Origin of the sequence: Streptomyces sp. NPDC047079 (assembly GCF_040643755.1) — a bacterium.
GTDB lineage: Bacteria > Actinomycetota > Actinomycetes > Streptomycetales > Streptomycetaceae > Streptomyces.
On the sequence record NZ_JBEYUZ010000001.1, the window covers coordinates 433,937 to 457,906 of the forward strand.

Sequence of the window (23,970 nt, forward strand, 5' to 3'; positions counted from 1 at the left end):
AGGGAGGCCGTGGGATGGGGACCGAGCTGAGGATCAGGGGGTGCGGCGGGCGGAGGCGAAGCGCCGCTGGTAGGCGGCAGGGCTGATGGACAACTCCCGTGCGACATCATCGCAGGGGTGGAAATTCCCGAGACCGCGGCAGTGGCGGAGGCCACCGGATTTCTTCGGGATACGAGCAATCCGCTCATCTTCCATCACTCCCGACGTGTTTTCCTCTTCGGTGCCCTGCACGCGCGGGAGCTCGGTCTCCAGCCTGACCCGGAGCTGCTCTGTATATCCGCCATCTTTCACGACGCGGGCCTTCTGACCCCATTTTCCGCGGGGAGCTCGACCGGCCCGGGACCTGGTCGGACCGCGCCCGCCGCGACCGTACTCAGAGTGTGCCGGGGCACGAGGTGTCGGGTGTCGTTGCGGAGCTCGGATACGGGACGACCGGTCCGACCGTCGGCCGCGGGACGCGCGTCGCCCCGGGCTTCGCGTCCAGGGAGGCCGAGCCGGGCTCTCGGTGGGATCGGACGGTCCGCAGGGTTCCCCGGGTGCGCAGGGTTCCCTCGGGGCTCAGGGTGACGCCGGCGTTCAGGGCGCGCAGGGTTTCCAGGGCTCGGACGGTCCGCAGGGTTCCCCGGGTGCGCAGGGTTCCCTCGGGGCTCAGGGTGACGCCGGCGTTCAGGGCGCGCAGGGTTTCCAGGGCTCGGACGGTCCGCAGGGTTCCACGGGCGCTCAGGGGACCAGCGGTGCTCAGGGCGATATGGGTGCTCAGGGCGCTCAGGGTTTCCAGGGCTCTGCGGGATCTCAGGGCGTCACCGGGGCTCAGGGCGCGACCGGTGCGCAGGGTTCCACGGGTGCCCAGGGCGCGCAGGGTTTCCAGGGCTCGGAAGGTTCCCAGGGCGCAACCGGGGCTCAGGGTGCGGCGGGTGCGCAGGGTGACTTGGGTGCGCAGGGCGCTCAGGGTTTCCAGGGCCCCACCGGTACGCAGGGCGCCACGGGTGCGACGGGCGCCACGGGCGCTCAGGGAGCCGACGGTGCGCAGGGGACGCAGGGTTTCCAGGGCTCGGCCGGTTCGCAGGGTGCGACGGGTGCTCAGGGCGCCACCGGTGTCCAGGGTGAGGCGGGCGCTCAGGGCTCGCAGGGCTTCCAGGGCACCCCGGGTGCGCAGGGTTCCACGGGTGTTCAGGGTGTGCAGGGCTTCCAGGGAGAGGCAGGCGCTCAGGGCTCGCAGGGGTTCCAGGGTTCCATCGGGGCTCAGGGCGCCACGGGTGCGCAGGGCGCCACCGGTGCTCAAGGGGATACCGGTGCGGAGGGCGCACAGGGCATGCAGGGGCCCATCGGACCGCAGGGTTCCACGGGTGTTCAGGGTGTGCAGGGCTTCCAGGGAGAGGCAGGCGCTCAGGGCTCGCAGGGGTTCCAGGGTTCCACCGGGGCTCAGGGCGCCACGGGTGCGCAGGGCGCCGCCGGTACTCAAGGGGACATGGGTGCGGAGGGCGCACAGGGCGTCCAGGGGTCCACCGGAGCACAGGGTGCCACCGGCTCTCAGGGGTCCACCGGAGCCCAAGGGGCCGACGGTGCCCAGGGCACACAGGGCTTCCAGGGTGCGACCGGACCGCAGGGTTCGACCGGACCACAGGGCGACACCGGTCCGCAGGGCTCCACAGGGGCCCAGGGTTCCAGCGGGGCCCAGGGCGAGACCGGACCGCAGGGCTCCACGGGTGCTCAGGGCTCCACCGGGGCTCAAGGCGCCAACGGGGCGCAGGGCGCACAGGGCTTCCAGGGCGCTACCGGCTCCCAGGGTCCCCAGGGAGCCACGGGTTCCCAGGGCGCCACGGGTGCGCAGGGCGCGACGGGTAGTCAGGGCGCCACGGGCGCGGACGGCACCCAGGGGGTTCAGGGTTCTACCGGTGCCCAGGGCGCCGCCGGACCGCAGGGCACCACGGGCGCTCAGGGCGCGACCGGAGCTCAGGGCTTCCAGGGCTTCCAGGGTGCGCAAGGCGTCCAGGGAGCGACGGGCGCACAGGGCTCGCAAGGCGTCCAGGGAGCGACAGGCCCACAGGGCTCCCAAGGCGTTCAGGGTTCTACCGGTGCCCAGGGCGCCACCGGACCGCAGGGCACCACGGGCGCTCAGGGCGCGACCGGAACCCAGGGCTCGCAGGGCTTCCAGGGTGCCACCGGCCCACAGGGTCTCCAAGGCGCGACCGGTGCGCAGGGCGCCACCGGCGCCCAGGGCGCTCAGGGCTCGACGGGTACTCAGGGCACGCAGGGCTTCCAGGGCACGACAGGTGCTCAGGGCTCGACGGGTGCTCAGGGCACGACAGGTGCTCAGGGCTCGACGGGTGCTCAGGGCACGCAGGGCTTCCAGGGCACGACGGGCGCTCAGGGCGCCCAGGGCTCGACCGGATCGCAGGGCGCGACCGGCGCCCAGGGACCTCAGGGCGTCCAGGGGTCGCAGGGCTTCCAGGGCACGCAGGGCTTCCAGGGTTCCGCCGGCCCCCAGGGTGCTACCGGTGTGCAGGGTGCTACGGGCGCTCAGGGCGCCGCCGGTGCTCAGGGCACGCAGGGTTTCCAGGGTTCAGTCGGCCCGCAGGGTGCTACGGGCGCTCAGGGCGCCGCCGGTGCTCAGGGCACGCAGGGTTTCCAGGGCTCCACCGGCCCCCAGGGTGCTACCGGCGCCCAAGGTTCCACCGGGGCGCAGGGACCCCAGGGCGTGCAGGGCTCGACCGGGGCTCAAGGGGTACAAGGAACCAGCGGTGCGAACGGAGCCCAGAGCGTCGTGGTGTCCAGCACCCTCCCCGGGGCGCAGTCCGCCGGGACGTTCAACACGGTCACGTGTCCGGCGGGCACGTTCGCCACGGGTGGCGGCGCCTATGACATCAATACGACGAACGGGAGACTCGTGGCACTTCCCGGCGGAGCCCGCCCGGTCGGCTCGCCCCCCACCGGCTTCCAGTCACAGCTCTCGAGCAACAACGGCGCCAACGAGAGCACGGTGGTGTACGCCATCTGCAGGCCGTGAGCCCACTGAGCAGACGATCCGTACGAACCGCTGAGCCCCTCCCCGTCCGCGGGGGCTCAGCGGTGCAGCCGCCTCGCGATCACATGGGTCCCGGCCGTGGCGGCCGCGGCAAGCGCCAGTCCCCGTACGGCATCCAGCGGCCGGGCAGGACGCAGCACACCGGTCCGCCGCAGCCTGCCACGGGCCCATAGCGTGAAGGGAATGACCACCACAGGCGCGGTGACGGAACCCGGCGTGTACCCCCGTACGGCGGCGGCCGGGGCCAGATGCACCACGCCGTGCAGACCGAACCCGTTGAGAGCGGTCTGGTAGACGGCGGAACGCCCGCCGGTGCGGTGGCCCTCGGCCGCCGCGGCGGCGACCACGACGGCCATCCCGGCGACAGCCGTCGCGAACCGGCGCCCGTCGACCGACTCGAGCTGCCGCCAGATCCGGTCGGGCACCCTGGGGAAACGCCCCCGCAGCTCCGGCACCCGTGCCCGGGCCCAGCGTGGCACCATGACCACTTCTTCCAGGTCGTGCACGGCCCAGGCCGCCAACAGGCCCAGGGTGACCCCCGCTTCACCGCTCATGAACGAAAAGTCTGCCAGCGGGCACCGCATTCCGCCGAACGTTTCGGCCGGGCAGCCGATCAGCGCCGCGGCGGCACAACGAAACTGACGAGACGTCAGAAACCAGCGACACCCTGGCTGTCGGGTGTTGCCGCATCCATGCGGGCAGCGGCAGCGTCTAGGAGGACATGGAGAAGCCGCCGTCGCCCCGGCCCGTCGAGGGCTGTCTCATCGTTGCGATCCGTCTGCCGGTGCGGATCGTCGCGCTCGTCCTCGTCGTGCCGGTGCGCATGGCGTGGGACGCGCTCGTCGCCGTTGGACGCTTCCTGCGGCACAGCGTGTTGCGGCCGGTGGGCCGGGCGTCGCTGTGGGCGGCGTGGGCATTGCTCGTGTGGCCCTGGACGATGCTCTGGCGGTACGGCCTTCTGCCGCTGGGGGCCGGGTGCGCGTGGCTGGGCCGGGTCCTTGTCGTCGTGCCGGCCGGATGGACGTACCGGAACGTGCTGGTGCCGCTGGGACACGGTGCCGCCCTGGTGCTGCGGGCGATCGGTGCCGGACTCGGCTGGGCGTACGCGCGTGTGCTGACGCCCGTGGGACATGCCCTCGCCCTGCTGCTCAGGGGCGTCGGATACGTCCTCGCCGCCCTCGGAGGCGGGGCGTACGCGGTGACGGCGTGGCTCGTCCGGCACCTGGTCCTCGTGCCGGCCCTGTGGCTGCACCGCAACGTCCTGACGCCGCTCGGGCACGGGATCGCCCGGCTGGCGCGCGGTCTCGCGGGGCTCGTCCGCGTGGTGGCCGCCGGCTGCGGAGCCGGCCTGCTGTGGCTGCTGCGCGTGCTGCTCGTGGTGCCCGCGTCGGCCCTGTGGCGGTGGATCCTCGCCCCGGCCGGACGCGTTCTGGCGGTCGTCGGGCACGAGATCGGCGCCGCCTTCGGCCACGCCTGGCGCGTCGCCGGGCGCATCTCGCTCGCCGTCGGCCGGTTCCTCGGCACGCTCTTCCGGTGGATGTTCGTGGAGCCGGTGCGCTGGGTGTACCGGACGGTGCTGACGCCCGTCGGGCACGCCGTCCGTGACACGGTCCTGCGCCCCGCGGCCCGGGTGGCCCGCAGTGTGGGCCGGGTCGTCCGGCAGACGTCGGCCCTCGCCCGCGAGACCGTCCGGCAGGCTCGCGCCGACCTCCGCCGCATGCTCTTCGGCGACTCCGGCAGGACTCGGGAGGTCTCCCGGCGGGAACCCATCGGCCGCGAGACACGTACTCTAGGTAGCAGGACGACCGCTCTCACGAAGGACTGAACGACACTGGGCAAGCGACAGCCCGAAGGCCCGCCGCCGGCACCCGCGGTGCAGCGCATCCGACTGCGCTACACCAAGCGCGGCCGCCTCCGGTTCACCAGCCACCGTGACTTCCAGCGCGCCTTCGAGCGTGCGCTGCGCCGTGCCGAGGTGCCTATGGCGTACTCGGCGGGGTTCACGCCGCATCCGAAGGTGTCGTACGCCAATGCCGCACCCACCGGCACGGGCAGTGAGGCGGAATACCTGGAAATCGCGCTCACCGAGGCGCGCGACCCGGACAGGCTGCGCGAGCTCCTCGACGAGTCGCTGCCCCCGGGGCTCGATGTCATCGAGGCTGTCGAGGCCCGCACGTCGGGCCTCGCCGACCGGCTCGAGGCGTCGGTGTGGGAGCTGCGCCTGGACGGCGTGGAGCCCGCGGACGCCGAACGGGCGGTGGCGGCCTTCACGGCGGCCGAGACCGTCGAGGTCAAGCGCATGGCCAAGAACGGCGTGCGCACCTTCGACGCCCGCGCCGCGGTCGCGAGCCTGGAGAGCGTGGACACACACAGTTCGCATGCTGATAGGCCGACCGACCAGCCCTGTGCGATACTGCGGCTGGTTGTTCGGCACGTGACGCCTGCCGTACGACCCGACGACGTCCTGTCCGGTCTCCGCGCCGTGGCCGACCTGGCGCCGCCGGTCCCCGCAGCGGTGACCAGGCTGGCGCAGGGGCTGTTCGATGAAGAGACCGGCACGGTGACCGACCCGCTCGCGCCCGACCGCGAGGCAGCAGCGACCGAGCCGCATCCGGCCGCCGCCACTGCCGCCGCGACGGCGCCGGCATAAGGAAGGTCTCGCGTAGGGACGGACGTCGTAGCGCCGCCCTCGTACTCGGGAGCCACCTGGGTCGGGCAGCGAATCGACCAGAAGACTTTCGCCAGGCCGTACGTACATTGCGTACGGAACCGGCGAGACAAGACACGGAGAGCTCCCGTGCGGCGCACGCGCCCCGGACGGCGGCACCGCGCATCGCGCGAGCCGCGGACGTCACCGGCGATGCCGGACCAGGCGCGGCGCCCGGGAGCCTGACGGGAGAAACGCCCGCATGCTCGAACCGACCGAGCCCACCGAGGGCTCCGAGAACACCACCCCCAGCGACACCCTGCCGCCGCGTCGCCGACGCCGCGCCGCGTCTCGCCCGGCAGGCCCGCCGACGGTCGCGGCCGACACCGCGACCCCCGAGGCCCCGACGACGGAGGTCGTGACCGAGACGGTGGTGGCCATACCGGCCACCGAGACCGTCGAGGCCATCGAGGCCACTGGGGCAGAAGAGAACGAAGAGACAGAGGCGGTCGCCGCGGCTGCCGTTGCCTCCGAGCCGGAGCCGGCTGAGCCGGTGGCCGAGGAGGCGGCTCCGCGTCGTGCGCGCCGTCGTGCCACGCGCCGGGTGTCCGCGCCCGCCGGGGCCCCCGAGTCCGCGGAGGCCGTGGAGGTCGTGGTCCCGGGCGGAGCCGAGAGCACCGAGGTGCCCGCGGCCGTCGTTGCCGATGAGCCGCAGCCGGCTGAGTCGGCCGAGCCCGTGCAGGCTGCGACCGAGGAGGCGGCTCCGCGTCGTGCGCGCCGTCGTGCCACGCGCCGGGTGTCCGCGCCCGCAGAGACCGTCGAGACTCCCGCGGCCCAGCCGGCCGCCCAGGACGCCGGGACGCCGGTGAGCGAGGCCGGGGCCGAGCCCGCCGAGCGCCCCGCAGCCGAGGCGCCCGTCGCCGAGACGCCCGCCGCCGAGGAGGAAGCCGCCCCCCGCCGCACTCGTCGCCGCGCCACCCGTCGGGTGTCGGCGCCCGCGGACGAGACCACCGCAGCACACGGGGAAGCGCCCGTCACCGCCGCCGAAGAGACCGGCCGCGCCGCCACCGAGGCCGCCGAGGCACCGGAGGCCGCCCCGTCGCAGCCGGAGCCGGTGGCCGAGGAGGCCGCCCCGCGCCGCGCGCGTCGTCGCGTCGTCCGCAAGGCCGCCGGCGGCTTCGCGGAGCCCGCGAAGCCCGCGACCGGGGAGACGGCCGAGACCGTGCAGCGACCGGCCCGGCCCGCCGTGGCCGTCTTCCAGGCGCCGGTGTTCACCGAGCCGATGTTCCAGACCCCGGAGCGGGCCGCCGCTGCCGCTGCCGCCGAGGCCGCGGAGCAGGAGGAGCCCGTCGAGGAGGAGCCGGTCGGCCAGCGCCGCCGCCGTCGTCGCCGCGGTGGCGACGAGGAGCCCGTGGCCGTGACGCCCGAGACCACCGACGAGGTCCATGAGACCGACGAGGTGGAGGAGACCGAGGAGCCCGAGGAGTCCGCCGAGGGCGAAGAGGCCGAGGAGAGCGGTTCGCGCCGTCGCCGCCGCCGTGGCGGCCGCCGCCGTCGCCGTGGCGAGACCGCCGAGGGCGAGGACGCCGACGAGCTCGCCGCCGAGCAGGCCGAGCAGGACGCCGAGGACACCGCCGAGCAGCTGGAGGAGGACGCCGAGGAGGCGGACGAGCAGCACGACGAGGAGTCGGCGGCCGGGGGCGGCAGCAGCAGCCGTCGGCGCCGTCGCCGCCGCCGCCGTGCCGGCGACACCGGCGCCGACACCGAGCCGACGTCCGACGACCCCGAGCGCACGGTCGTGAAGGTCCGCGAGCCGCGCAAGAAGGAGGAGCGGGCCGGCGACGGCACCGACGAGGTGCAGTCCATCAAGGGCTCGACCCGCCTCGAGGCCAAGAAGCAGCGCCGCCGCGAGGGGCGCGAGCAGGGCCGCCGCCGAGTGCCGATCATCACCGAGGCCGAGTTCCTGGCCCGGCGCGAGGCCGTCGAGCGCGTGATGGTCGTACGGCAGAGCGGTGAGCGTACGCAGATCGGCGTCCTGGAGGACGGCGTGCTCGTCGAGCACTACGTCAACAAGGAGCAGTCGACCTCGTACGTCGGCAACGTCTACCTCGGCAAGGTGCAGAACGTGCTGCCGTCGATGGAGGCCGCCTTCATCGACATCGGCAAGGGCAGGAACGCCGTCCTGTACGCCGGTGAGGTCAACTTCGAGGCGCTCGGGATGGCCAACGGCCCGCGCCGTATCGAGTCCGCGCTGAAGTCCGGGCAGTCCGTGCTCGTCCAGGTCACCAAGGACCCGATCGGCCACAAGGGCGCCCGCCTGACCAGCCAGGTCTCCCTGCCCGGCCGGTACCTGGTCTACGTGCCCGAGGGCTCGATGACCGGTATCAGCCGCAAGCTGCCCGACACCGAGCGGGCCCGGCTGAAGACCATCCTCAAGAAGATCGTCCCCGAGGACGCGGGCGTCATCGTGCGTACCGCCGCCGAGGGCGCGAGCGAGGACGAGCTGCGCCGGGACGTCGAGCGGCTTCAGGCGCAGTGGGAGGAGATCCGGAAGAAGTCGAAGAACGGCAGCGCGCCGACGCTGCTGTACGGCGAGCCGGACATGACCGTCCGGGTCGTGCGCGACATCTTCAACGAGGACTTCTCCAAGGTCATCGTCAGCGGTGACGAGGCGTGGCAGACGATCCACGGATATGTCTCGCACGTCGCGCCCGACCTGGCCGGCCGCCTCCAGCGGTGGACCAGCGAGGTCGACGTCTTCGCCACGTACCGGATCGACGAGCAGCTCGCCAAGGCGCTGGACCGCAAGGTCTGGCTGCCGAGCGGCGGTTCGCTGGTGATCGACCGGACCGAGGCGATGGTCGTCATCGACGTCAACACCGGCAAGTTCACCGGTCAGGGCGGCAACCTCGAGGAGACCGTCACCAGGAACAACCTGGAGGCGGCCGAGGAGATCGTCCGCCAGCTCAGGCTGCGCGACCTCGGCGGCATCATCGTCATCGACTTCATCGACATGGTGCTCGAGTCCAACCGGGATCTCGTCCTGCGGCGTCTGCTGGAATGCCTGGGCCGGGACCGTACGAAGCACCAGGTCGCCGAGGTGACCTCGCTGGGCCTTGTGCAGATGACCCGCAAGCGGGTCGGCCAGGGCCTGCTGGAGTCCTTCTCCGAGACCTGCGCCCACTGCAACGGCCGTGGCGTGATCGTGCACATGGACCAGCCGTCCGCCCCTGCCGGCGGCAAGCGCAAGAAGCGCGGCCGGGGCGGTGCCGAGGCCGAGCCCGAGACGCACGAGGCCGTGGCCGCGGAGATCGAGGAGGCCGCCGAGGCGGTTGCGGCCGCCGCGGAGATCGAGGCAGCGGTGGCCGCCGAGGTCGCGGCCCCGGCCGCGCTGCCCGAGCCGGAGTTCGCGCCGGACGAGGAGCTGTACAGCAGCGTCGCCGAGGCCGAGGCCGCCGCCACCCGCGGCCGTTCGCGGCGCCGGGTGACCCGGCGGGCGTCGGCTCCGGCGGGTGCGCCGCGGTCCGAGGAGCGGGCGCCCAGGTCCCGCAGGGACGACCGCGCTCCCAAGTCGCGGCAGGACGCCGAGGCGGAGCCTACGGCGGCCGAGGACCCGGTGGTCGAGGCGCCCGCACCGGTCGAGGAGGAGGCCGCGCCCAAGGGCCGTACGCGCCGCCGGGCGACCCGCAGGGCGTCCGCGCCGGCCGGTTCGCCCGCGGAGGCCGTGGTGACGGTCGGCGAGCCCGCGCCGCAGGCCGAGGCACTCGCCGGGACTCCCGAGGCACCCGCCGAGGTGGTCGATGCGGTCCAGACGGCCGAGGCGCCCGTCGAGGGAGCGGCACCGGCCCGTCCGCGCCGCCGCGCCGTGCGCAAGGCCACTGCGCCCACGGCCTCCGAGGAGGCTGCCGTCGTGGTCGTCCCGGCGACGGCCGAGGAGCCGGCCGCGGCCGGGGAGCCGTCGCAGGCGGCCGAGGCGCCGGTCCCGGCGTCCGGGGCCCCGGCGGAGGGCGAGGCCGAGGCTGAGGCCGAGGTGTCCGCGCCCGCCAAGAAGGCGGCCCGCAAGACCGCCAAGAAGGCGACGGCGAAGAAGGCCGCCACGAAGAAGACGACGGCCACCAAGACCGCCGCCAAGAAGACCGTCGCGAAGAAGACCGTCGCGAAGAAGACCACCGCCAAGAAGGCGGCGGCCAAGAAGACGGCGGCCAAGAAGACGGCGGCCGCCGAGCAGACGGCGCAGCCGACGGTCTCGGTGACCACGGAGGACTGACCCCTTCCCGGGTCCCTCCCAGGCCACGGCACCACACACGGCGGCGGCCCGCCCCGGTCCTCTCGGGGCGGGCCGCAGCCGTGCGGCCGCTTCCCGCGCCGTCGCGGCCGCCGGGTCGCTTCACCCTCGGGCGGGCCGAGCCCGGTTTGACCCGTCACGCCCGGCCCCCGTAACCTTGACCGTCGGCGTGTCGACTGACACGCCACATCCCCGTAAACCTCTTCCTTCCGGGCGCCGGGCGCTTCGGGAGAGGCCGTCCGCTGTGCCGGACGGCTGGACTGCGGGGGTGCCGTTTCCCGAGCGAAGAGAGTGAGATCCGCGTGTACGCCATCGTGCGCAGCGGTGGTCGCCAGCACAAGGTTGCTGTCGGCGACATCGTTGAGGTTGACAAGATTTCCACTGCCAAGGTTGGCGACACGGTCGAGCTCTCGACCCTGCTCGTGGTCGACGGCGACTCCGTGACCAGCGACCCGTGGGTGCTGGCCGGCATCAAGGTCCAGGCTGAGGTCGTGGACCACCACAAGGGGCAGAAGATCGACATTCTGCGCTACAAGAACAAGACCGGCTACCGCCGTCGTCAGGGCCACCGCCAGCAGTACACGGCGATCAAGGTCACTGAGATCCCCGCGGCTGCGAAGTAAGGGACTGAGAACAGATGGCACACAAGAAGGGCGCATCGTCCACCCGGAACGGTCGCGACTCCAACGCCCAGCGGCTCGGCGTGAAGCGCTTCGGCGGTCAGGTCGTCAGCGCGGGTGAGATCCTGGTCCGCCAGCGCGGCACCCACTTCCACCCGGGCGCGGGCGTCGGCCGCGGCGGCGACGACACGCTGTTCGCGCTCCAGTCCGGTGCGGTGGAGTTCGGTACCCACCGTGGCCGCAAGGTCGTGAACATCGTTCCGGTCGCCTGAGGCACTCCCTTTCGGGCTCAGGGCGCCGTAGGGCGTTTCGCGAGGCGGACCTCACTTCCCGGTCGGGAAGGCGGGTCCGCCTTTCGCTTGTTATCACTGCACATCCCGTACGTCTCTGGAGGCAAGGAACCATGACTACCTTCGTGGACCGCGTCGAACTCCATGTCGCCGCGGGTAACGGAGGCCACGGCTGTGCCTCCGTACACCGCGAGAAGTTCAAGCCGCTCGGTGGCCCCGACGGGGGCAACGGCGGCCGGGGCGGCGACGTGATCCTCACCGTCGACCAGTCCGTCACCACGCTGCTCGAGTACCACCACTCCCCGCACCGCAAGGCCACCAACGGCAAGCCCGGCGAGGGCGGCTTCCGCTCCGGCAAGGACGGCCAGGACCTGGTCCTGCCGGTGCCGGACGGCACGGTCGTGCTCGACAAGGCGGGCAATGTGCTGGCCGACCTGGTCGGGCACGGGACGTCGTACATCGCCGCCCAGGGCGGCCGCGGCGGCCTCGGCAACGCGGCGCTGGCCTCCGCCCGCCGCAAGGCGCCCGGCTTCGCGCTGCTCGGCGAGCCCGGCGATCTCCAGGACATCGTGCTGGAGCTGAAGACGGTCGCGGACGTGGCCCTCGTCGGCTACCCGAGCGCGGGCAAGTCCTCACTGATCTCCGTGCTGTCGGCGGCCAAGCCGAAGATCGCCGACTATCCGTTCACCACCCTTGTCCCGAATCTGGGCGTGGTCACGGCGGGCTCGACCGTCTACACCATGGCCGATGTGCCGGGGCTCATCCCGGGCGCCAGCCAGGGCAAGGGGCTCGGTCTGGAGTTCCTGCGGCATGTCGAGCGGTGCAGCGTGCTCGTGCATGTGCTGGACACGGCCGCTCTGGAGGCCGACCGCGATCCCCTCTCCGATCTCGACGTCATCGAGGAGGAGCTGAGGCAGTACGGCGGCCTGGACGGCCGTCCCCGGATCGTCGTCCTCAACAAGATCGACGTACCGGACGGCAAGGACCTGGCCGAGATGGTGCGGCCGGACCTGGAGGCCCGCGGCTACCGCGTGTTCGAGGTGTCCGCCGTGGCGCATCTCGGACTGAAGGAGCTGTCGTTCGCCATCGCCGACCTGGTCGGTAAGGCACGCGCCGCCCGGCCGCAGGAGGAGGCGACCCGTATCGTCATCCGGCCGAAGGCTGTGGACGACGCGGGCTTCACGGTCACGCGCGAGGACGACGGGCTGTTCCGGGTGCGCGGTGAGAAGCCCGAGCGCTGGGTGCGGCAGACCGACTTCAACAACGACGAGGCCGTCGGCTACCTCGCCGACCGCCTCAACCGCCTCGGTGTGGAGGGCGAGTTGATGAAGGCGGGCGCCCGGTCCGGCGACGGCGTCGCCATCGGACCCGAGGAGAACGCGGTCGTCTTCGACTGGGAGCCGACGGTGACGGCGGGCGCCGAGATGCTGGGTCGCCGTGGCGAGGACCACCGCTTCGAGGCTCCCCGCCCGGCTGCGCAGCGGCGCCGGGACCGGCAGGCCGAGCGGGACGAGGCCCTCCAGGAGTTCGACGACTTCGAGGCGTTCTGAGCGGCCGACTTTCCGGCCGGCCTGAGGAGGGGCCGCCGTCCCGGTGGCCGGGCCCCGCTGCCCGCGGCCCGGCTTGAAGGGATGCGAGGACCCCTGCGGAGCGGGCCGGTCGTGCCGACGGGCGCCGCTCGGCGCCCGTCCCGGTGGCTCACTGGTGCCGGTGCCGCCAGCCCTGCCAGGCCGACTCGATCATGTCGTCCAGGTCGTGGTCGGCCGACCAGCCGAGTTCCCGGTGGATACGGTCGGCGGAGGCCACCACGCGGGCCGGGTCGCCGGGGCGACGCTCCGACACCGCGGGCACCACGTCGTGGCCGGTGACCTTGAGGATGCGGTCCACCATCTCCCGGACGGAACTGCCCTCGCCGCGGCCGATGTTGAGGACGAGCGAGGTCCCCGGGGAAGCGTCGTGGAGGCGGCGGGCGGCCGCGAGGTGGGCGGTCGCGATGTCCTCGACGTGAATGTAGTCGCGGACACAGGTGCCGTCCGGCGTTGCGTAGTCGTCGCCGAAGATCCGGGGAGCCTCACCGGCCTCGAGGCGCTCGAAGACCATAGGAATGAGGTTGAAGACGCCGGTGTCGGCGAGTTCGGGACTGCCTGCCCCGGCCACGTTGAAGTAGCGGAGCGAGGCGGCCCGGATCCCGTGGGCCCGGGCGGCGGCGCTGATCAGCCACTCGCCGATCAGCTTGGTCTCGCCGTAGGGGCTCATGGGCGCGCAGGGGGTGTCCTCGGTGACGAGGTCCACGTCCGGCATGCCGTACACCGCGGCGGAGGAGGAGAAGACGAGCCGGTCGACCCCGGCGGCGGTCATGACGTCGAGCAGGGTCTGAAGGCCGGTGACGTTTTCCCGGTAGTAGTGGAGCGGCCGATTGACGGACTCGCCCACCTGCTTCTTGGCCGCGATGTGCACTACACCGGTCACATCATGGTCACGAATCGACTGCGCGAGCTTGTCGGCGTCCAGCACGCTGCCGACCACCAGCGGAGCGCCGGCGGGCACGCGGTCGGCGTTGCCGGTCGAGAGGTCGTCGTAGACCACGACGCTCTCACCGCCCCGCATCAGGGCGCGCACCACGTGCGCACCTATGTACCCAGCGCCGCCCGTCACCAGCCAGCTCATCGTCACCTCTCCTGTGCGGTGGTCAGTACGTTCAGACTGGTCTGTGAGCCCGGGAAAATCGAATCGGGCAAACGGGACGCAGTCTGAAGGAAAGGTCAAAATCGCCGACGCATGCCTGGGTGGACCGAGAGCCGATTTCAAGGAAACATCTCGTGAATCCCTTACTCTGATGGGCGGTGTGCACCTGGTCGGTGAAGGCTGTGCGCATCGGCCTCGCCCGTGTACTCAACGTCCGCCTCGGAGACAGGTTGCAAAGGATGCCAAGACTCTCCCTCGTCATCCCCGCCTACAAGGTGCAGGGGTACCTCTCCGAGTGTCTTGAGTCCGTCCTGGGGCAGGATTACGCGGACTTCGAAATCGTCGCCGTCGACGACTGCTCTCCGGACGGGTCGGGCGCCATCCTCGATGAGTACGCCGCGCGGGACGACCGTATTCATGTGATTCACCTCACGGAGAATGTCGGCCTCGGGCGGGCGCGCAATATCGCTCTCGAAAAAGTCCGGGGCGATTACATTCTGTTTCTGGACAGTGACGACACGTTGGCCCCGGGGGCGCTTTCGGCAATAGCCAAGCGGCTGGAAGGCGCCGGCGATCCCGAGGTACTCATCTACGACTACGTGCGCACCTACTGGAACGGCGAGGTCCGCCCGAACCAGCGGGCGCACCTGCTCAAGGACGCCGACGGGGAGGTCTTCTCCCTTGTCCAGCGGCCGCAACTGCTCGATCTGCTGCAGATCGTCTGCAACAAGGCCTACCGCCGGGACTTCATCGCCCGTGAGGGCCTCACCTTCCCGCCGGGCTACTACGAGGACGCCCTGTGGACGTTCCGCTCCCTGATCAGCGCGGAGCGCATCACCGCCCTGGACCGCGTCTGTCTGCTCTACCGGCAGCGGCGCGAGGGCGGCAACATCCTCGGCACCGTCAGCCGCAAGCACTTCGACGTCTTCGAGCAGTACCGCCGCGTCTTCGAGTTCCTCGACGCACGTGAGGACGCGGAGCGATGGCGCGCACCCTTGTTCCGCAAGATGGTCGACCACTACCTGGCCGTTCTGGACCACCCCGGCCGGCTGCCGCGGAACGCCCGGGCGGAGTTCTTCCACCGCGCCGCCGCCGACTACCGTGCCCGGATTCCGGAGGGCTTCCAGAAGCCGGTCGGCGCCCGCGGCAAGAAGTACGCGCTGCTGGAACACGACGCCTACGTCGGACTGGCGAGCGCCACGGCCGCGGCGAAGATCCGCAACACCGTCCGGGGCCGGGCGCGTACCACCCTCAAACGCTCCAGGCGCGGTGCCATGAGCCTGTACTACCAGTCCCGGCTGCGGCTGCCGCGCGATGAGAACCTGGCGGTGTTCTCCGCCCACGGGGGCCGCGGCGTCTCCTGCAACCCGGCGGCCATCGACTCCGAACTTGCGCGTCTCGCACCGCACATACGCCGGGTGTGGGCCGTCCAACCGGACGCGGTGGACACGATGCCCGAGGGCCTCGACCACGTACGGGTGGGCTCGCGGGAGTACTGGGCCGCCGTCGCGCGGGCCACCTACCTGGTCAGCAACGTGAACTTCGCGAACGCCGTCGTGAAGCGGGAGGGCCAGATCCATGTGCAGACGCACCACGGCACCCCGCTGAAGGTCATGGGCCTGGACCAGCAGAAGTACCCGGCCTCGACGAGCATGGACTTCGGCAAGCTCCTCGAGCGCTGCGACCGCTGGGACTTCAGCCTCGTCTCGAACCGGTACTCGAGCGCCGTGTGGGAGCGGGCGTACCCCTGCTCGTACACCTCCCTGGAGACCGGCTATCCGCGCAACGACGTCCTTCTCAACTCCACGGCCGAGGACGTGCGCGAGGCCCGCCGAGACCTCGGTCTGAGCGAGGGAACGACGGCCTTCCTCTACCTGCCGGAGCACCGCGAGTACCAGCGCGACTTCGTGCCGCGTCTCGACCCGGTGAAGCTGGCCGAGCGCCTGGGGCCGGACTCCGTGCTGCTGGTGCGTGCCCACGACGCCCATCGTCGGTCCGACCGGCTCGCCGAGTTGCAGTCCGGCGGCCGGATCCTCGACGTGTCCGCCCACCCCACGGTCGAGCGCCTCTACCTCGCCGCCGACTGCCTGATCACGGACTACTCGTCGGCGATGTTCGACTACGCCAACCTGGACCGGCCGATCGTGATCTTCGCCGACGACTGGGAGACCTACTCCGCCGTGCGCGGCACCTACTTCGACGTGCTGGCGCAGGCGCCGGGTGCCGTCGCCACCACGGAGGAGGCACTGGCCGACGTGCTCTGCTCCGACGCCTGGCGCGGCGAGCGGGCCACCCGGGCACGGGACCGTTTCCGCCGTCGCTTCTGCGAGTTCGACGACGGCCGTGCGGCCGAACGCGCCGTGCGCCGGATCTTCCTCGGCGAGCCCCTCGAGGCACTGCCGCCCCTCGTCCCCCTGGACGAACGCATCCCCGCCCCGCCACCGGGACCGTCCCGCGACGCGTCGGCCCCGATATCCGCAACCACGAGCCAGAGGTAGCTGCTGCAGTGTCCCAGCACCCCGACACAACGCCCGACATCAGCGTCGTCGTCATCGTCTTCAACGACGCGGCACGCCTTCCGACAGCCGTGCAGTCGGTCCTCGACCAGACCCTGCGCAACGTCGAGGTGGTCATCGCCGACGACCACTCCACCGACGGCTCCTTCGAGGTCGCGCAGCAACTGGCCGCCCGGTCCGACCGAGTGCGGGCGATCCAGCTGCCGGAGAACAGCGGCGGCTGCGGCGAGCCGCGCAACCAGGGCGTGGCCGTGGCCCGTGGCCGCTATGTGATGTTCCTCGACAGCGACGACACGCTGGAGCCGAACGCCTGCCGGAACATGGTGGACGCCGCCGAGAGCACCGGGGCCGACCTGGTCTCCGGCCTCTGCCTGCGCGTCCATACGGACAACCGGCATGGCAAGACGGTCAAGTGGTACCCGTGGCTCTACCGGGAGACCCGCACCTTCGACTCCGTTGCCGAGATACCGGACCTGCTGGTCTTCGACACCCTGTCGACCAACAAGTGCTACCGGCGCGAGTTCCTGATCGACAGCGGTCTGCTCTTCCCCCGGGGCATCCACTACGAGGACCTGCTCTTCTCGGCCCAGGCCTACCTGGCCGCGTCCCGGATCACCCTGATCCCCAACACGGTCTACTTCTGGAACGTCGTCGAGAAGGCCGCCGAGAAGTCGATCAGCAACCGGCGCCACGAGATCAACAACTTCGCCGACCGGGTGGAGATCCACCGCAGGATCGACCGCATCCTCGCCGAGCAGGGCCAGGACGAGCTGAAGCTCCACAAGGACCGTAAGTTCCTCAAGCACGACCTCGTGCTGTACCTGAGGGACCTGCCCTTCCTGGACGACGAGTACCGGCACCACTTCGCCGAGATGGCCCGCGGCTACATCCAGAATTTCTCCCAGGAGGCCTACGAGGGCCTGTCCCCGATCCAACGGCTCTGCGCTTTCCTGCTGCTGCGCGAGGACTGGAAGAACCTCACCCCGGCGATCGACACGCTCATCAACCCGGGCAAGGTGTCCAGCTCGCTGGTGGAGCGCGACGGCCGGGTCTACTGGTGCGAGGAGCACCTCGACGACCCGCTGGGCCGTGATGTCCTCGACGTGACCGACCTCGGGTACCACGCCAAGCCGGTCCAGCGCCTCGCCCTGCGCAACCAGGTGACCGACTACGCGGAGAGCCCCACGGGCGTCACGATGGCCGGCGCGGTCGTCAATCCGCTGGGGGTGATCCCGTCGGATGCCGGACTCAAGGCCGAGCTGGAGTTCCGTGCGCGCCGCAAGAGCCTGCAGACGTTCCGCTTCCCGGTGCAGAGCGTGAAGCACGAGGGCACCTCCATAGCCTGGAGGGCCGCCGTGCCGCTCGCGGCGAAGCTACGCCCACTGGGCATCCTCGACGAGGTGTGGGACGTGCGCCTCCACCTCACGGTCAACGGCGAACGGACCACCAGCCGGCTGACGGTCGGCCAGACCTCCCTGGAGGACGCCGGAGCCGTACGCGTCCGTCCCCGGCTCGGCCGGATGACGGCCGACCGCCTCCAGCCGCACGCCTCGGCCAAGGGCCACCTCGCCTTCCGCCTCACTCAGCACGGCAGGCTCGCCCAGCGCACCTCGATGCTGGTGCAGCGCAACATGCAGAGCCCGCCCGCCGAGCTGGCGAAGAAGGCGGCGCGCAAGATCGTCGCGGCCCGCAAGGACCTCCACTCGGGCCCGCGCAAGATCGAGACCTACCACCGGATGATCCGGCTGCTTCCCGTCCGCAAGGGCACGGTGGTCTTCGAGAGCCACCTCGGCAAGCAGTACAGCGACAGCCCCCGGGCCATCTACGAGGAGATGCGGCGCCGTGATGTGCCCTTCAAGGCCATCTGGTCCTACGCCGGCGAGCGTCCCACGGGCTTCCCGAAGGACGTCGAGCTGGTGCGCCGCTGGTCCTGGCCCTATCTCAGGGCGCTGGCGCAGGCCGAGTTCTGGGTGGACAACCAGGGCTTCCCGCTGAAGCTGAACAAGCGCCCTGAGACCACCTACATCCAGACCTGGCACGGCTCCGCGCTCAAGCGCATGGGATTCGACGAGCCGAAGTACCGCATCAAGCCGGAGCACGAGCAGAGCGCCTACCAGGAGGCGATCGACCGGTTCGACTACTTCGTGGTGCGGGGCCGGCACGACGAGAAGACTCTGGCCCCGGCCTACCGGATCCCCGAGGAGAAGCTCCTGCGCACCGGCTACCCGCGCAACGACGCGCTGGTCCGCGCCAAGGACTCCGAGGCCCTCGACCCGGAGGCGCGGGAACTCGCGGAGCGGCTCGGCATCCGCACGGACCGTCCCATCGTTCTGTACGCCCCCACGTTCCGGGAGCAGAACGGAAAGGTCCAGAGGTTCGAGTTCCCGTTCGACGTCGACGCCTTCGCGGACCGCTTCGGCGACCGGTTCACCCTGCTGATCCGCACGCACTACCTCAACAACGTGACGCTCCCGCCCTCCGTGGCGGGCCGGGTGGTCAACGTCAGCGACGAGCCGGACATCACCCCGGTCCTCCTGCTCGCGGACGCGCTGATCACCGACTACTCCTCGGTGATGTTCGACTATGCGCTGCTGCAGCGCCCGATGGTCTTCTTCACCTACGACTGGGAGGAGTACGTCAACAACAGCCGCGGGACGTACTTCGACCTGTCCGAGCAGGCTCCCGGTCCCGTCGTCCGGACGGCGGAGGACCTCTTCGGCGTCCTGGAGGATCTTCAGACCCTCGCCTCCGACCACGAGGCACGCCTCAAGGAATTCGTGACCCAGTACGGCGAGTACGACCGCGGTGACGCCGCCAGCCGGATCGTCGACCGCTTCTTCGGAAACCGGGGAGACGCCCGATGACACAACGCGACATCATCTTCGTGGCCAACGAGGTCAACGAGCTCGGCGGAGTGGCACGCTGGCAGGCACTGATGGCCAAGCTGTTCTCCGAGAGCGGTCACCGGGTGACCATCGTCGGCATCGCGCCGCCCGAGGTTCCCATGGACCTGGGGGACAACCCGCCCTTCTCCACGGTGACGCTCTACGACGAACGCCCGCCGGGGCGTTGGCAGGCCCGGAGCCTGTACGACCGTGCCAACCTCAGGGCCCGGCGGCGTGAGGCCCTGCGCGAGGCGGACATGCGTGAGGCCGCCGAGCGGCTGTCCTCCCTCTTCCGAGCCGCCCGGCCCGGAGCGATGATCATCGTGACGCAGGTGTGGGCCATGGAGTGGGTGGCCATCGCCGACACCGCCGGACACCCGGTCATCGGCATGAGCCACGAGTCCTACGAGTACTCCCGCGGCTCCTCCCGCTTCCAGCGCGTCGAGCGGTACTACAAGGACATCGACCGTCTGCTGCTGCTCACCCGTGAGGACGCCGACCTGTGGATAGGTCGGGGACTCAACAACGTCGGCTACATGCCGAACCCGCTGCCGATGATGCCGGAGGTCCCCTCCGAGCGCACGGAGAAGGTCGTAGCGAGCATCGGGCGGCTCGGGCATCAAAAGGGCATCGACATGCTCCTGGACGCCTGGGCCGAGGCGGCGCCGAAGCACCCCGGCTGGCTCCTGAAGATCTACGGCTCCGGCCCCGACGAGCAGGCGCTGCGGCAGCAGTGCACCCGGCTCGGCCTGGACGGATCGGTGGAGTGGGCCGGCCAGACGGACGACGTCGTCGGCGCGCTGCGCGGCGCGTCCGTGTTCGTGCAGTCCTCCCGGGGCGAGGGCTTCCCCCTGGCCCTGCTCGAGGCGATGGCCTGCGCCGTGCCGTGCGCGGCCTTCGACTGCGCCCCGGGCGTGCGCGAGATCGTCCGGGACGAGGAGGACGGCCTCCTCGCCCGCCCCGGCAATGTCTCCGAACTCGCCCACCAGCTGGGCCGTCTCATGGAGGACGCCGAACTCCGCGACACGATGGGCGAGCGGGCGCGGAAGAACGTGCAGCGGTACTCACCCTCGGCCATCTCCGACCGATGGGAGGAACTGTTCACGTTCCTGGAGCGCTGAACGGTTCCGTGCGTGCCGGTTCCGGCGCGACAGATGACGAGGGGGGACCGGCCCGCAAAGGGCCGGTCCCCCCTCTTGGGTTCGAGGAGTCGTTGCAACACCCCAACTCAAGGGGTGCGATGCACTACGAGATCCGCAAGGTCCGCACGGCTCAGGGGCCTGTGAAGCCGAGCCGGGAGCGGGCGGCAGACTCCCGGCTCATGCGGCAGGGGTACAGCAACGCCGAGGCATGCCGGATCGTCGGCGTCAGTGACCGCATGGGCCGGAAGCCCGCCCGACGGCTACCGGTGGTGCGTCCGGAGGTCTCCGGCTAGCGGACGACGTAGCCGAAGCGGCCTCCGGCTGCCGGGAGACCTCCCTTGCCGGGCTGATACGTGGTGATCGCGGCGTTGGTGCCGCCCGCGGTCACGTTGGACAGCGGCAGGCCGTAGGCCGTGCCGTAGCTGGACGGACCGTAGGGCATGCCCACGTAGAGCTTGGTACCGGTGAAGTGCACGCTGATACCCAGGTGCTGGTTGGCACCCGCCGGGCCGGGGATGCCGGAGGTACCCGCCTCGATCCAGCGGTTGTTGTCGCCGCGGGAGCCGAGCAGCGAGAAGGTGGTGATGGCGCCGGACCCGGCCGTGGTGCCGATGGCCTCGTCCGGGATGCCGACGGCGAGCTTCATCGTCGCGGGCGTGCTTACCGCGCGCGGCGCGGTGTTGACGGCGGCCAGGGTCTGCCCGAAGTGGTCGCCGGCCTCGGAGGTGCCGACCATCTCGTCGGAGGCGGTGCCCGAGTAGTAGGTGTTGAGCTGGCTGTACGTGCCCGCCGCGGTGACGCGGAAGGTGATCGCGTTGCCCGCGTCGGCCTTGTTGACGCCGTCGATGTCCAGGTCTTCACCGGGCGAGCCGACCGCGAGGATGGAGTCGGTGGCGGCCGCCGCCCCGGACGGGCGGTAGGGAACCAGGGCCAGGGACTTGCCGAACAAGTCGCCGGCCTCGGCACTGCCGGGGACGGTGTCCAGATCCTGGTCGAGACCGAACAGCGAGGTCGGGCGGCCCTCGGAGTTCAGCTTGTGGCTGAACACCGCAAGGTTGCCGGCCTTCGCGTCGGAGCCGATGGTCTCGTCGGGGGCGCCGATGGCGATGTGGTTGGCGTCGGCCGCGACCGCGGCGCCGAAGCCGTCGCCCTCCTCCACGGCACCCGGGACGCCGGTGCTGTCCTGGCTGATGGCGGCGTTGGTGTCGCCGTGCACGTAGAAGGCCATGCCCGCCTTGGCGACGTTGCCGATGGCCTCACCGGGGTCGCCGATCACGATGAACGGCTCGCCCGCAGTGGTGGTCCCTGCCGCGAGTGCCTGGCCCATGCGGTCGCCGCTCTCGGCGGCCGAGGCCTTGAGGGAACCGGTGCCGGTGCCCTGCTCGAAGTGGGTGTCCTTGGTGGCACCGGTGCCGATGCCACCCGGCGCGCCGTACAGGAGGTCGACCATGCCCGCGTCGGGGGCGCTGCCCAGATCCTCGGAGGGAGTGCCGACGACCAGGTCGGTGCAGCCGTCCTCGTTGTAGTCGACGGTGGCCAGGGCCTCGCCGAACCAGTCGTTCGGCTCGGCGCCGCCGGGCACCCAGTCCAGGTCCTGGTTGATCTCGGCGGTGCCCTTGCCGCCGCCGTAGACGATGCGAACCACACCGGCGCTGTCGTCACCGCCGACGGTCGCCTTGGGGTCGGCGATGGCGGTGTCCTCGATGCCGTCGCAGTTGAAGTCGGTGATACCGGGGGCGCCGACGGTGGAGCTCACCCAGGAAGCCAGATCGTCGACGCGGGCGGCGATGCCGCCGGTGCGGGTCTCGGAGGCGTCGATGCCGAAGCAACCGCCCTGGAAAGACTGGCTGTTGAGGCTCACCAGCTGGGGCGTGCCGCCCGCCGTACGGACCACGGGGCCGCCGGTGTCGCCCATGCAGGCGGCCGCGCCGTCCTTGCCGGTGACGGTGGCCGTGGTGGCCGCGGCCGAGTCCACCGTCAGCGCGCCGGTGTGCAGTTTCAGCGGCGCCCATTGGGTCTTGTCGCGGCCGTATCCGGCGAACTTCAGCTCCTCGCCCGCGGCGGGAGCGGTGGTCGCCACAGCGATGGGAGCGACGTTGGTGACCGGCCGGTTCAGGCGTGCCAGGACCACGTCGCGGTCGGTGCGGGGGACGAGCTGGACGATGTCACGCACCGCACCGTCGGAGCCGCTGAGGTCGGAGCGGCCGATGGTGGCCGTGGTCTTGGACTTCGGCTTGCCGGCGGGAACCGTCAGGCTCGCGGCGGGGTTGTCGGCGAAGCAACTGGCCGCGGTGAGCAGCCACTCGGGGTCGACCAGGACGCCGGAGCAGCCGCGGTCGTGGTCGCCGACGATGACCTGGGCGGTGTAGCCGAAGCTGTTGTCGGTGACGGGCGTGCCGGTGACGGCGGACGCGGGTGCCGCGCATACCACGACCGGGCCCGTGATCAGGGCAGCGGCGAGCGCGGTGAGGCGCACGTGTCTGGTGTGTCGCATGACGTGATTCCTTGGACTTGAGGTCTCGGGGACCGGGAGGTCCCGGCGGATCGGCTGGCGAACGGGGCCGTGGCGGGCGTTACTTGGAGGTCCTGATTTCCACGAGCATGTGTTCACGGCCCTGTGGGTCCGCGCTCTCGCCGACGGCGGTCCAGGTGTTCTTCTCGACGCCGAAGCTCTTCTCCTCCGCGCCGACGGTCATGTCGACCTGGGCCGAGTAGTCGTTGCCCCGGACGGCGTACACGGAGGGGACCTCCAGGGTCAGCCAGCCGGTGCTGCCGGTGACCTGGAAGCAGATCTTGTCCTTGCTCCGCGCCCAGACCTCGAGGAAGCCGGTGCCGCTCGCGCAGTCGGCGAGCGTGATGTGGCCGTCGCCGCGCTTGAGGACGATGTTCTTCTCAGCGAGGATCTTGTCGGCCTGCGGGTAGTTGAAATCCTCCACGGCGTAGGCGGGGGCTTCGCCGGCGACGGACGTGACCGCCTCGGACGTGGTGGCCCTCCCGGTGAGCACGCCGCCGCCCGTCACCGTGACCCAGGCCAAGGCACCCGCGGCCGCGGCCGCCAGGGCAGTGCCTATGAATCTCCTCCGCTGCGGCTTTGCCATTACGGCACGTGCCTTCATCGCAATCCTTACTTCTCGCCTCCGGAGAACGAGCGCGAGCATGTTTCGGGCATGGAAATGAAGGCAACCGGAATCGGCATCAGTCCCCCAAGTCCCCGTCATTGCATGCTGACGGTCGGTCCGGATTCCGTTGGTCGAACGCGCCAATAAAACCTCAGTGAACAAAATCTGTCCACTTCTTAAAGTGGTGAAATGGGGCGCAAAATGACTGCCCCGGTATGAGGTTGGTCACGTCCGTTTAGAGGTTGTGTTGTCCGTGGTGAATGGTTGGGTAAAAATCGGAGGGTCAGGTCGAGAGAATGAAGCCCAGCATTGCCATGAGGATCACCGAGATGTAGATGGGTGCCTGCAATCGGGCCGGGTATTTCACACCCCGCAGGTCCATGCCTCGACGCTGTTCCTCCGCGTAGTGGCGCAGCAGCTTCCGCGACGGGAAAAAGCCGATGGCGAGCCCCAGCCAGCTGAAGGAGTAGAGAATCAGCATCTGCGGGGTGCTCCAGCGCTGGTACTGCTCGGCACCCACGCCGATCATGCCGAGACAGCACCCGGCGGAAATGGCCAGGTAAACCGCCATGGCCTTCGGTCTTCTGAACACCCACTGCACGCCGAGTCCCAGAACCGCGGTGGCGGAGGCCGCGAGAAGCAACAACCAGGGCAGTGGCAGCCGGGCGAGCATGGCGGGATCCTTTCCGCGGTGAACAACGGCCGGCGGCGCGGAGCCGCCGGCCGGCCCTTTAGCGCGCGATTTTAGCTTGCGTG

16 protein-coding genes and 2 pseudogenes are annotated in these 23,970 nt (G+C 71.0%); 13 read left to right on the forward strand and 5 right to left on the reverse strand.

Going from position 1 to position 23,970, the window contains the following annotated elements; genetic code table 11:
* Positions 1–141 precede the first annotated feature (141 nt).
* From ABZ823_RS01910 to ABZ823_RS01920, 3 genes and pseudogenes are all read left to right on the forward strand, one after another.
* A pseudogene (locus ABZ823_RS01910) lies at positions 142–303 on the forward strand (HD domain-containing protein); the annotation flags it as partial.
* 14 nt (positions 304–317) lie between these two features.
* Positions 318–452, forward strand: a pseudogene (locus ABZ823_RS01915) (NADP-dependent oxidoreductase); the annotation flags it as partial.
* 1,016 nt (positions 453–1,468) lie between these two features.
* Entirely contained in the window at positions 1,469–3,007 is a 1,539-nt protein-coding gene (locus tag ABZ823_RS01920; protein ID WP_361652851.1) for a collagen-like protein, read from the forward strand.
* 56 nt (positions 3,008–3,063) lie between these two features.
* Here ABZ823_RS01920 and ABZ823_RS01925 read toward each other — a convergent pair whose 3' ends face one another.
* The gene (locus ABZ823_RS01925; protein ID WP_361652586.1) at positions 3,064–3,579 is read right to left on the reverse strand and encodes an HXXEE domain-containing protein; all 516 of its coding nucleotides are present in this window, start codon (positions 3,577–3,579) and stop codon (positions 3,064–3,066) included.
* Between the two features lie 167 nt (positions 3,580–3,746).
* On the opposite strand from ABZ823_RS01925, the gene ABZ823_RS01930 reads away from it, so the two are divergent.
* The 6 genes from ABZ823_RS01930 to obgE all read left to right on the forward strand — a co-directional run bounded on the left by ABZ823_RS01930 (position 3,747) and on the right by obgE (position 12,417).
* Positions 3,747–4,850 (forward strand): hypothetical protein, encoded by a 1,104-nt coding sequence (locus tag ABZ823_RS01930; RefSeq protein ID WP_361652588.1) that lies wholly within the window; start codon positions 3,747–3,749, stop codon positions 4,848–4,850.
* 48 nt (positions 4,851–4,898) lie between these two features.
* Positions 4,899–5,675 carry a TIGR03936 family radical SAM-associated protein gene (locus ABZ823_RS01935; RefSeq protein WP_361652590.1) on the forward strand — a complete coding sequence of 259 codons (777 nt, stop codon included), beginning with the start codon at positions 4,899–4,901 and terminating at the stop codon, positions 5,673–5,675.
* Between the two features lie 259 nt (positions 5,676–5,934).
* Complete coding sequence (locus ABZ823_RS01940; protein ID WP_361652592.1) at positions 5,935–9,939, forward strand: Rne/Rng family ribonuclease; 4,005 nt, start codon at positions 5,935–5,937, stop codon at positions 9,937–9,939.
* Between the two features lie 320 nt (positions 9,940–10,259).
* A complete protein-coding gene (gene rplU, locus ABZ823_RS01945; protein WP_006132815.1) occupies positions 10,260–10,580 on the forward strand; it encodes a 50S ribosomal protein L21 in 321 nt (106 codons plus the stop codon).
* Between the two features lie 14 nt (positions 10,581–10,594).
* On the forward strand, positions 10,595–10,849 hold the full coding sequence (rpmA, locus tag ABZ823_RS01950) for a 50S ribosomal protein L27 (RefSeq protein ID WP_361652594.1): 255 nt from the start codon (positions 10,595–10,597) through the stop codon (positions 10,847–10,849).
* Positions 10,850–10,980: 131 nt separating this feature from the next.
* Positions 10,981–12,417: a GTPase ObgE gene (gene obgE, locus ABZ823_RS01955; protein ID WP_361652596.1), complete on the forward strand. Its 1,437-nt coding sequence runs from the start codon at positions 10,981–10,983 to the stop codon at positions 12,415–12,417.
* A gap of 148 nt (positions 12,418–12,565) precedes the next feature.
* Here the strand turns inward: obgE and galE are convergent, their stop codons facing one another.
* On the reverse strand, positions 12,566–13,534 hold the full coding sequence (gene galE / locus ABZ823_RS01960; protein WP_361652598.1) for a UDP-glucose 4-epimerase GalE: 969 nt from the start codon (positions 13,532–13,534) through the stop codon (positions 12,566–12,568).
* A gap of 257 nt (positions 13,535–13,791) precedes the next feature.
* Here galE and ABZ823_RS01965 point away from each other — a divergent pair, with 257 nt between their 5' ends.
* From ABZ823_RS01965 to ABZ823_RS01980, 4 genes are all read left to right on the forward strand, one after another.
* Positions 13,792–16,050, forward strand: a complete 2,259-nt coding sequence (locus ABZ823_RS01965; protein ID WP_361652600.1) for a bifunctional glycosyltransferase family 2 protein/CDP-glycerol:glycerophosphate glycerophosphotransferase — start codon at positions 13,792–13,794, stop codon at positions 16,048–16,050.
* A gap of 8 nt (positions 16,051–16,058) precedes the next feature.
* Entirely contained in the window at positions 16,059–18,932 is a 2,874-nt protein-coding gene (locus ABZ823_RS01970) for a bifunctional glycosyltransferase family 2 protein/CDP-glycerol:glycerophosphate glycerophosphotransferase (protein ID WP_361652602.1), read from the forward strand.
* Positions 18,929–20,074, forward strand: coding sequence for a glycosyltransferase family 4 protein (locus ABZ823_RS01975; RefSeq protein ID WP_361652604.1), 1,146 nt, complete (start codon positions 18,929–18,931; stop codon positions 20,072–20,074). Before ABZ823_RS01970 ends, ABZ823_RS01975 begins: the two co-directional genes overlap by 4 nt.
* Before the next feature lie 119 nt (positions 20,075–20,193).
* Positions 20,194–20,388 carry a hypothetical protein gene (locus ABZ823_RS01980; protein ID WP_361652606.1) on the forward strand — a complete coding sequence of 65 codons (195 nt, stop codon included), beginning with the start codon at positions 20,194–20,196 and terminating at the stop codon, positions 20,386–20,388.
* On the opposite strand, the gene ABZ823_RS01985 is transcribed toward ABZ823_RS01980, so the two are convergent.
* From ABZ823_RS01985 to ABZ823_RS01995, 3 genes are all read right to left on the reverse strand, one after another.
* On the reverse strand, positions 20,385–22,589 hold the full coding sequence (locus ABZ823_RS01985; RefSeq protein WP_361652608.1) for a trypsin-like serine protease: 2,205 nt from the start codon (positions 22,587–22,589) through the stop codon (positions 20,385–20,387). The two genes, ABZ823_RS01980 and ABZ823_RS01985, sit on opposite strands and share 4 nt — an antisense overlap.
* 79 nt (positions 22,590–22,668) lie before the next feature.
* A complete protein-coding gene (locus tag ABZ823_RS01990) occupies positions 22,669–23,193 on the reverse strand; it encodes a hypothetical protein (RefSeq protein ID WP_361652610.1) in 525 nt (174 codons plus the stop codon).
* A gap of 304 nt (positions 23,194–23,497) precedes the next feature.
* Complete coding sequence (locus ABZ823_RS01995; RefSeq protein ID WP_361652612.1) at positions 23,498–23,887, reverse strand: hypothetical protein; 390 nt, start codon at positions 23,885–23,887, stop codon at positions 23,498–23,500.
* Positions 23,888–23,970 lie beyond the last annotated feature (83 nt).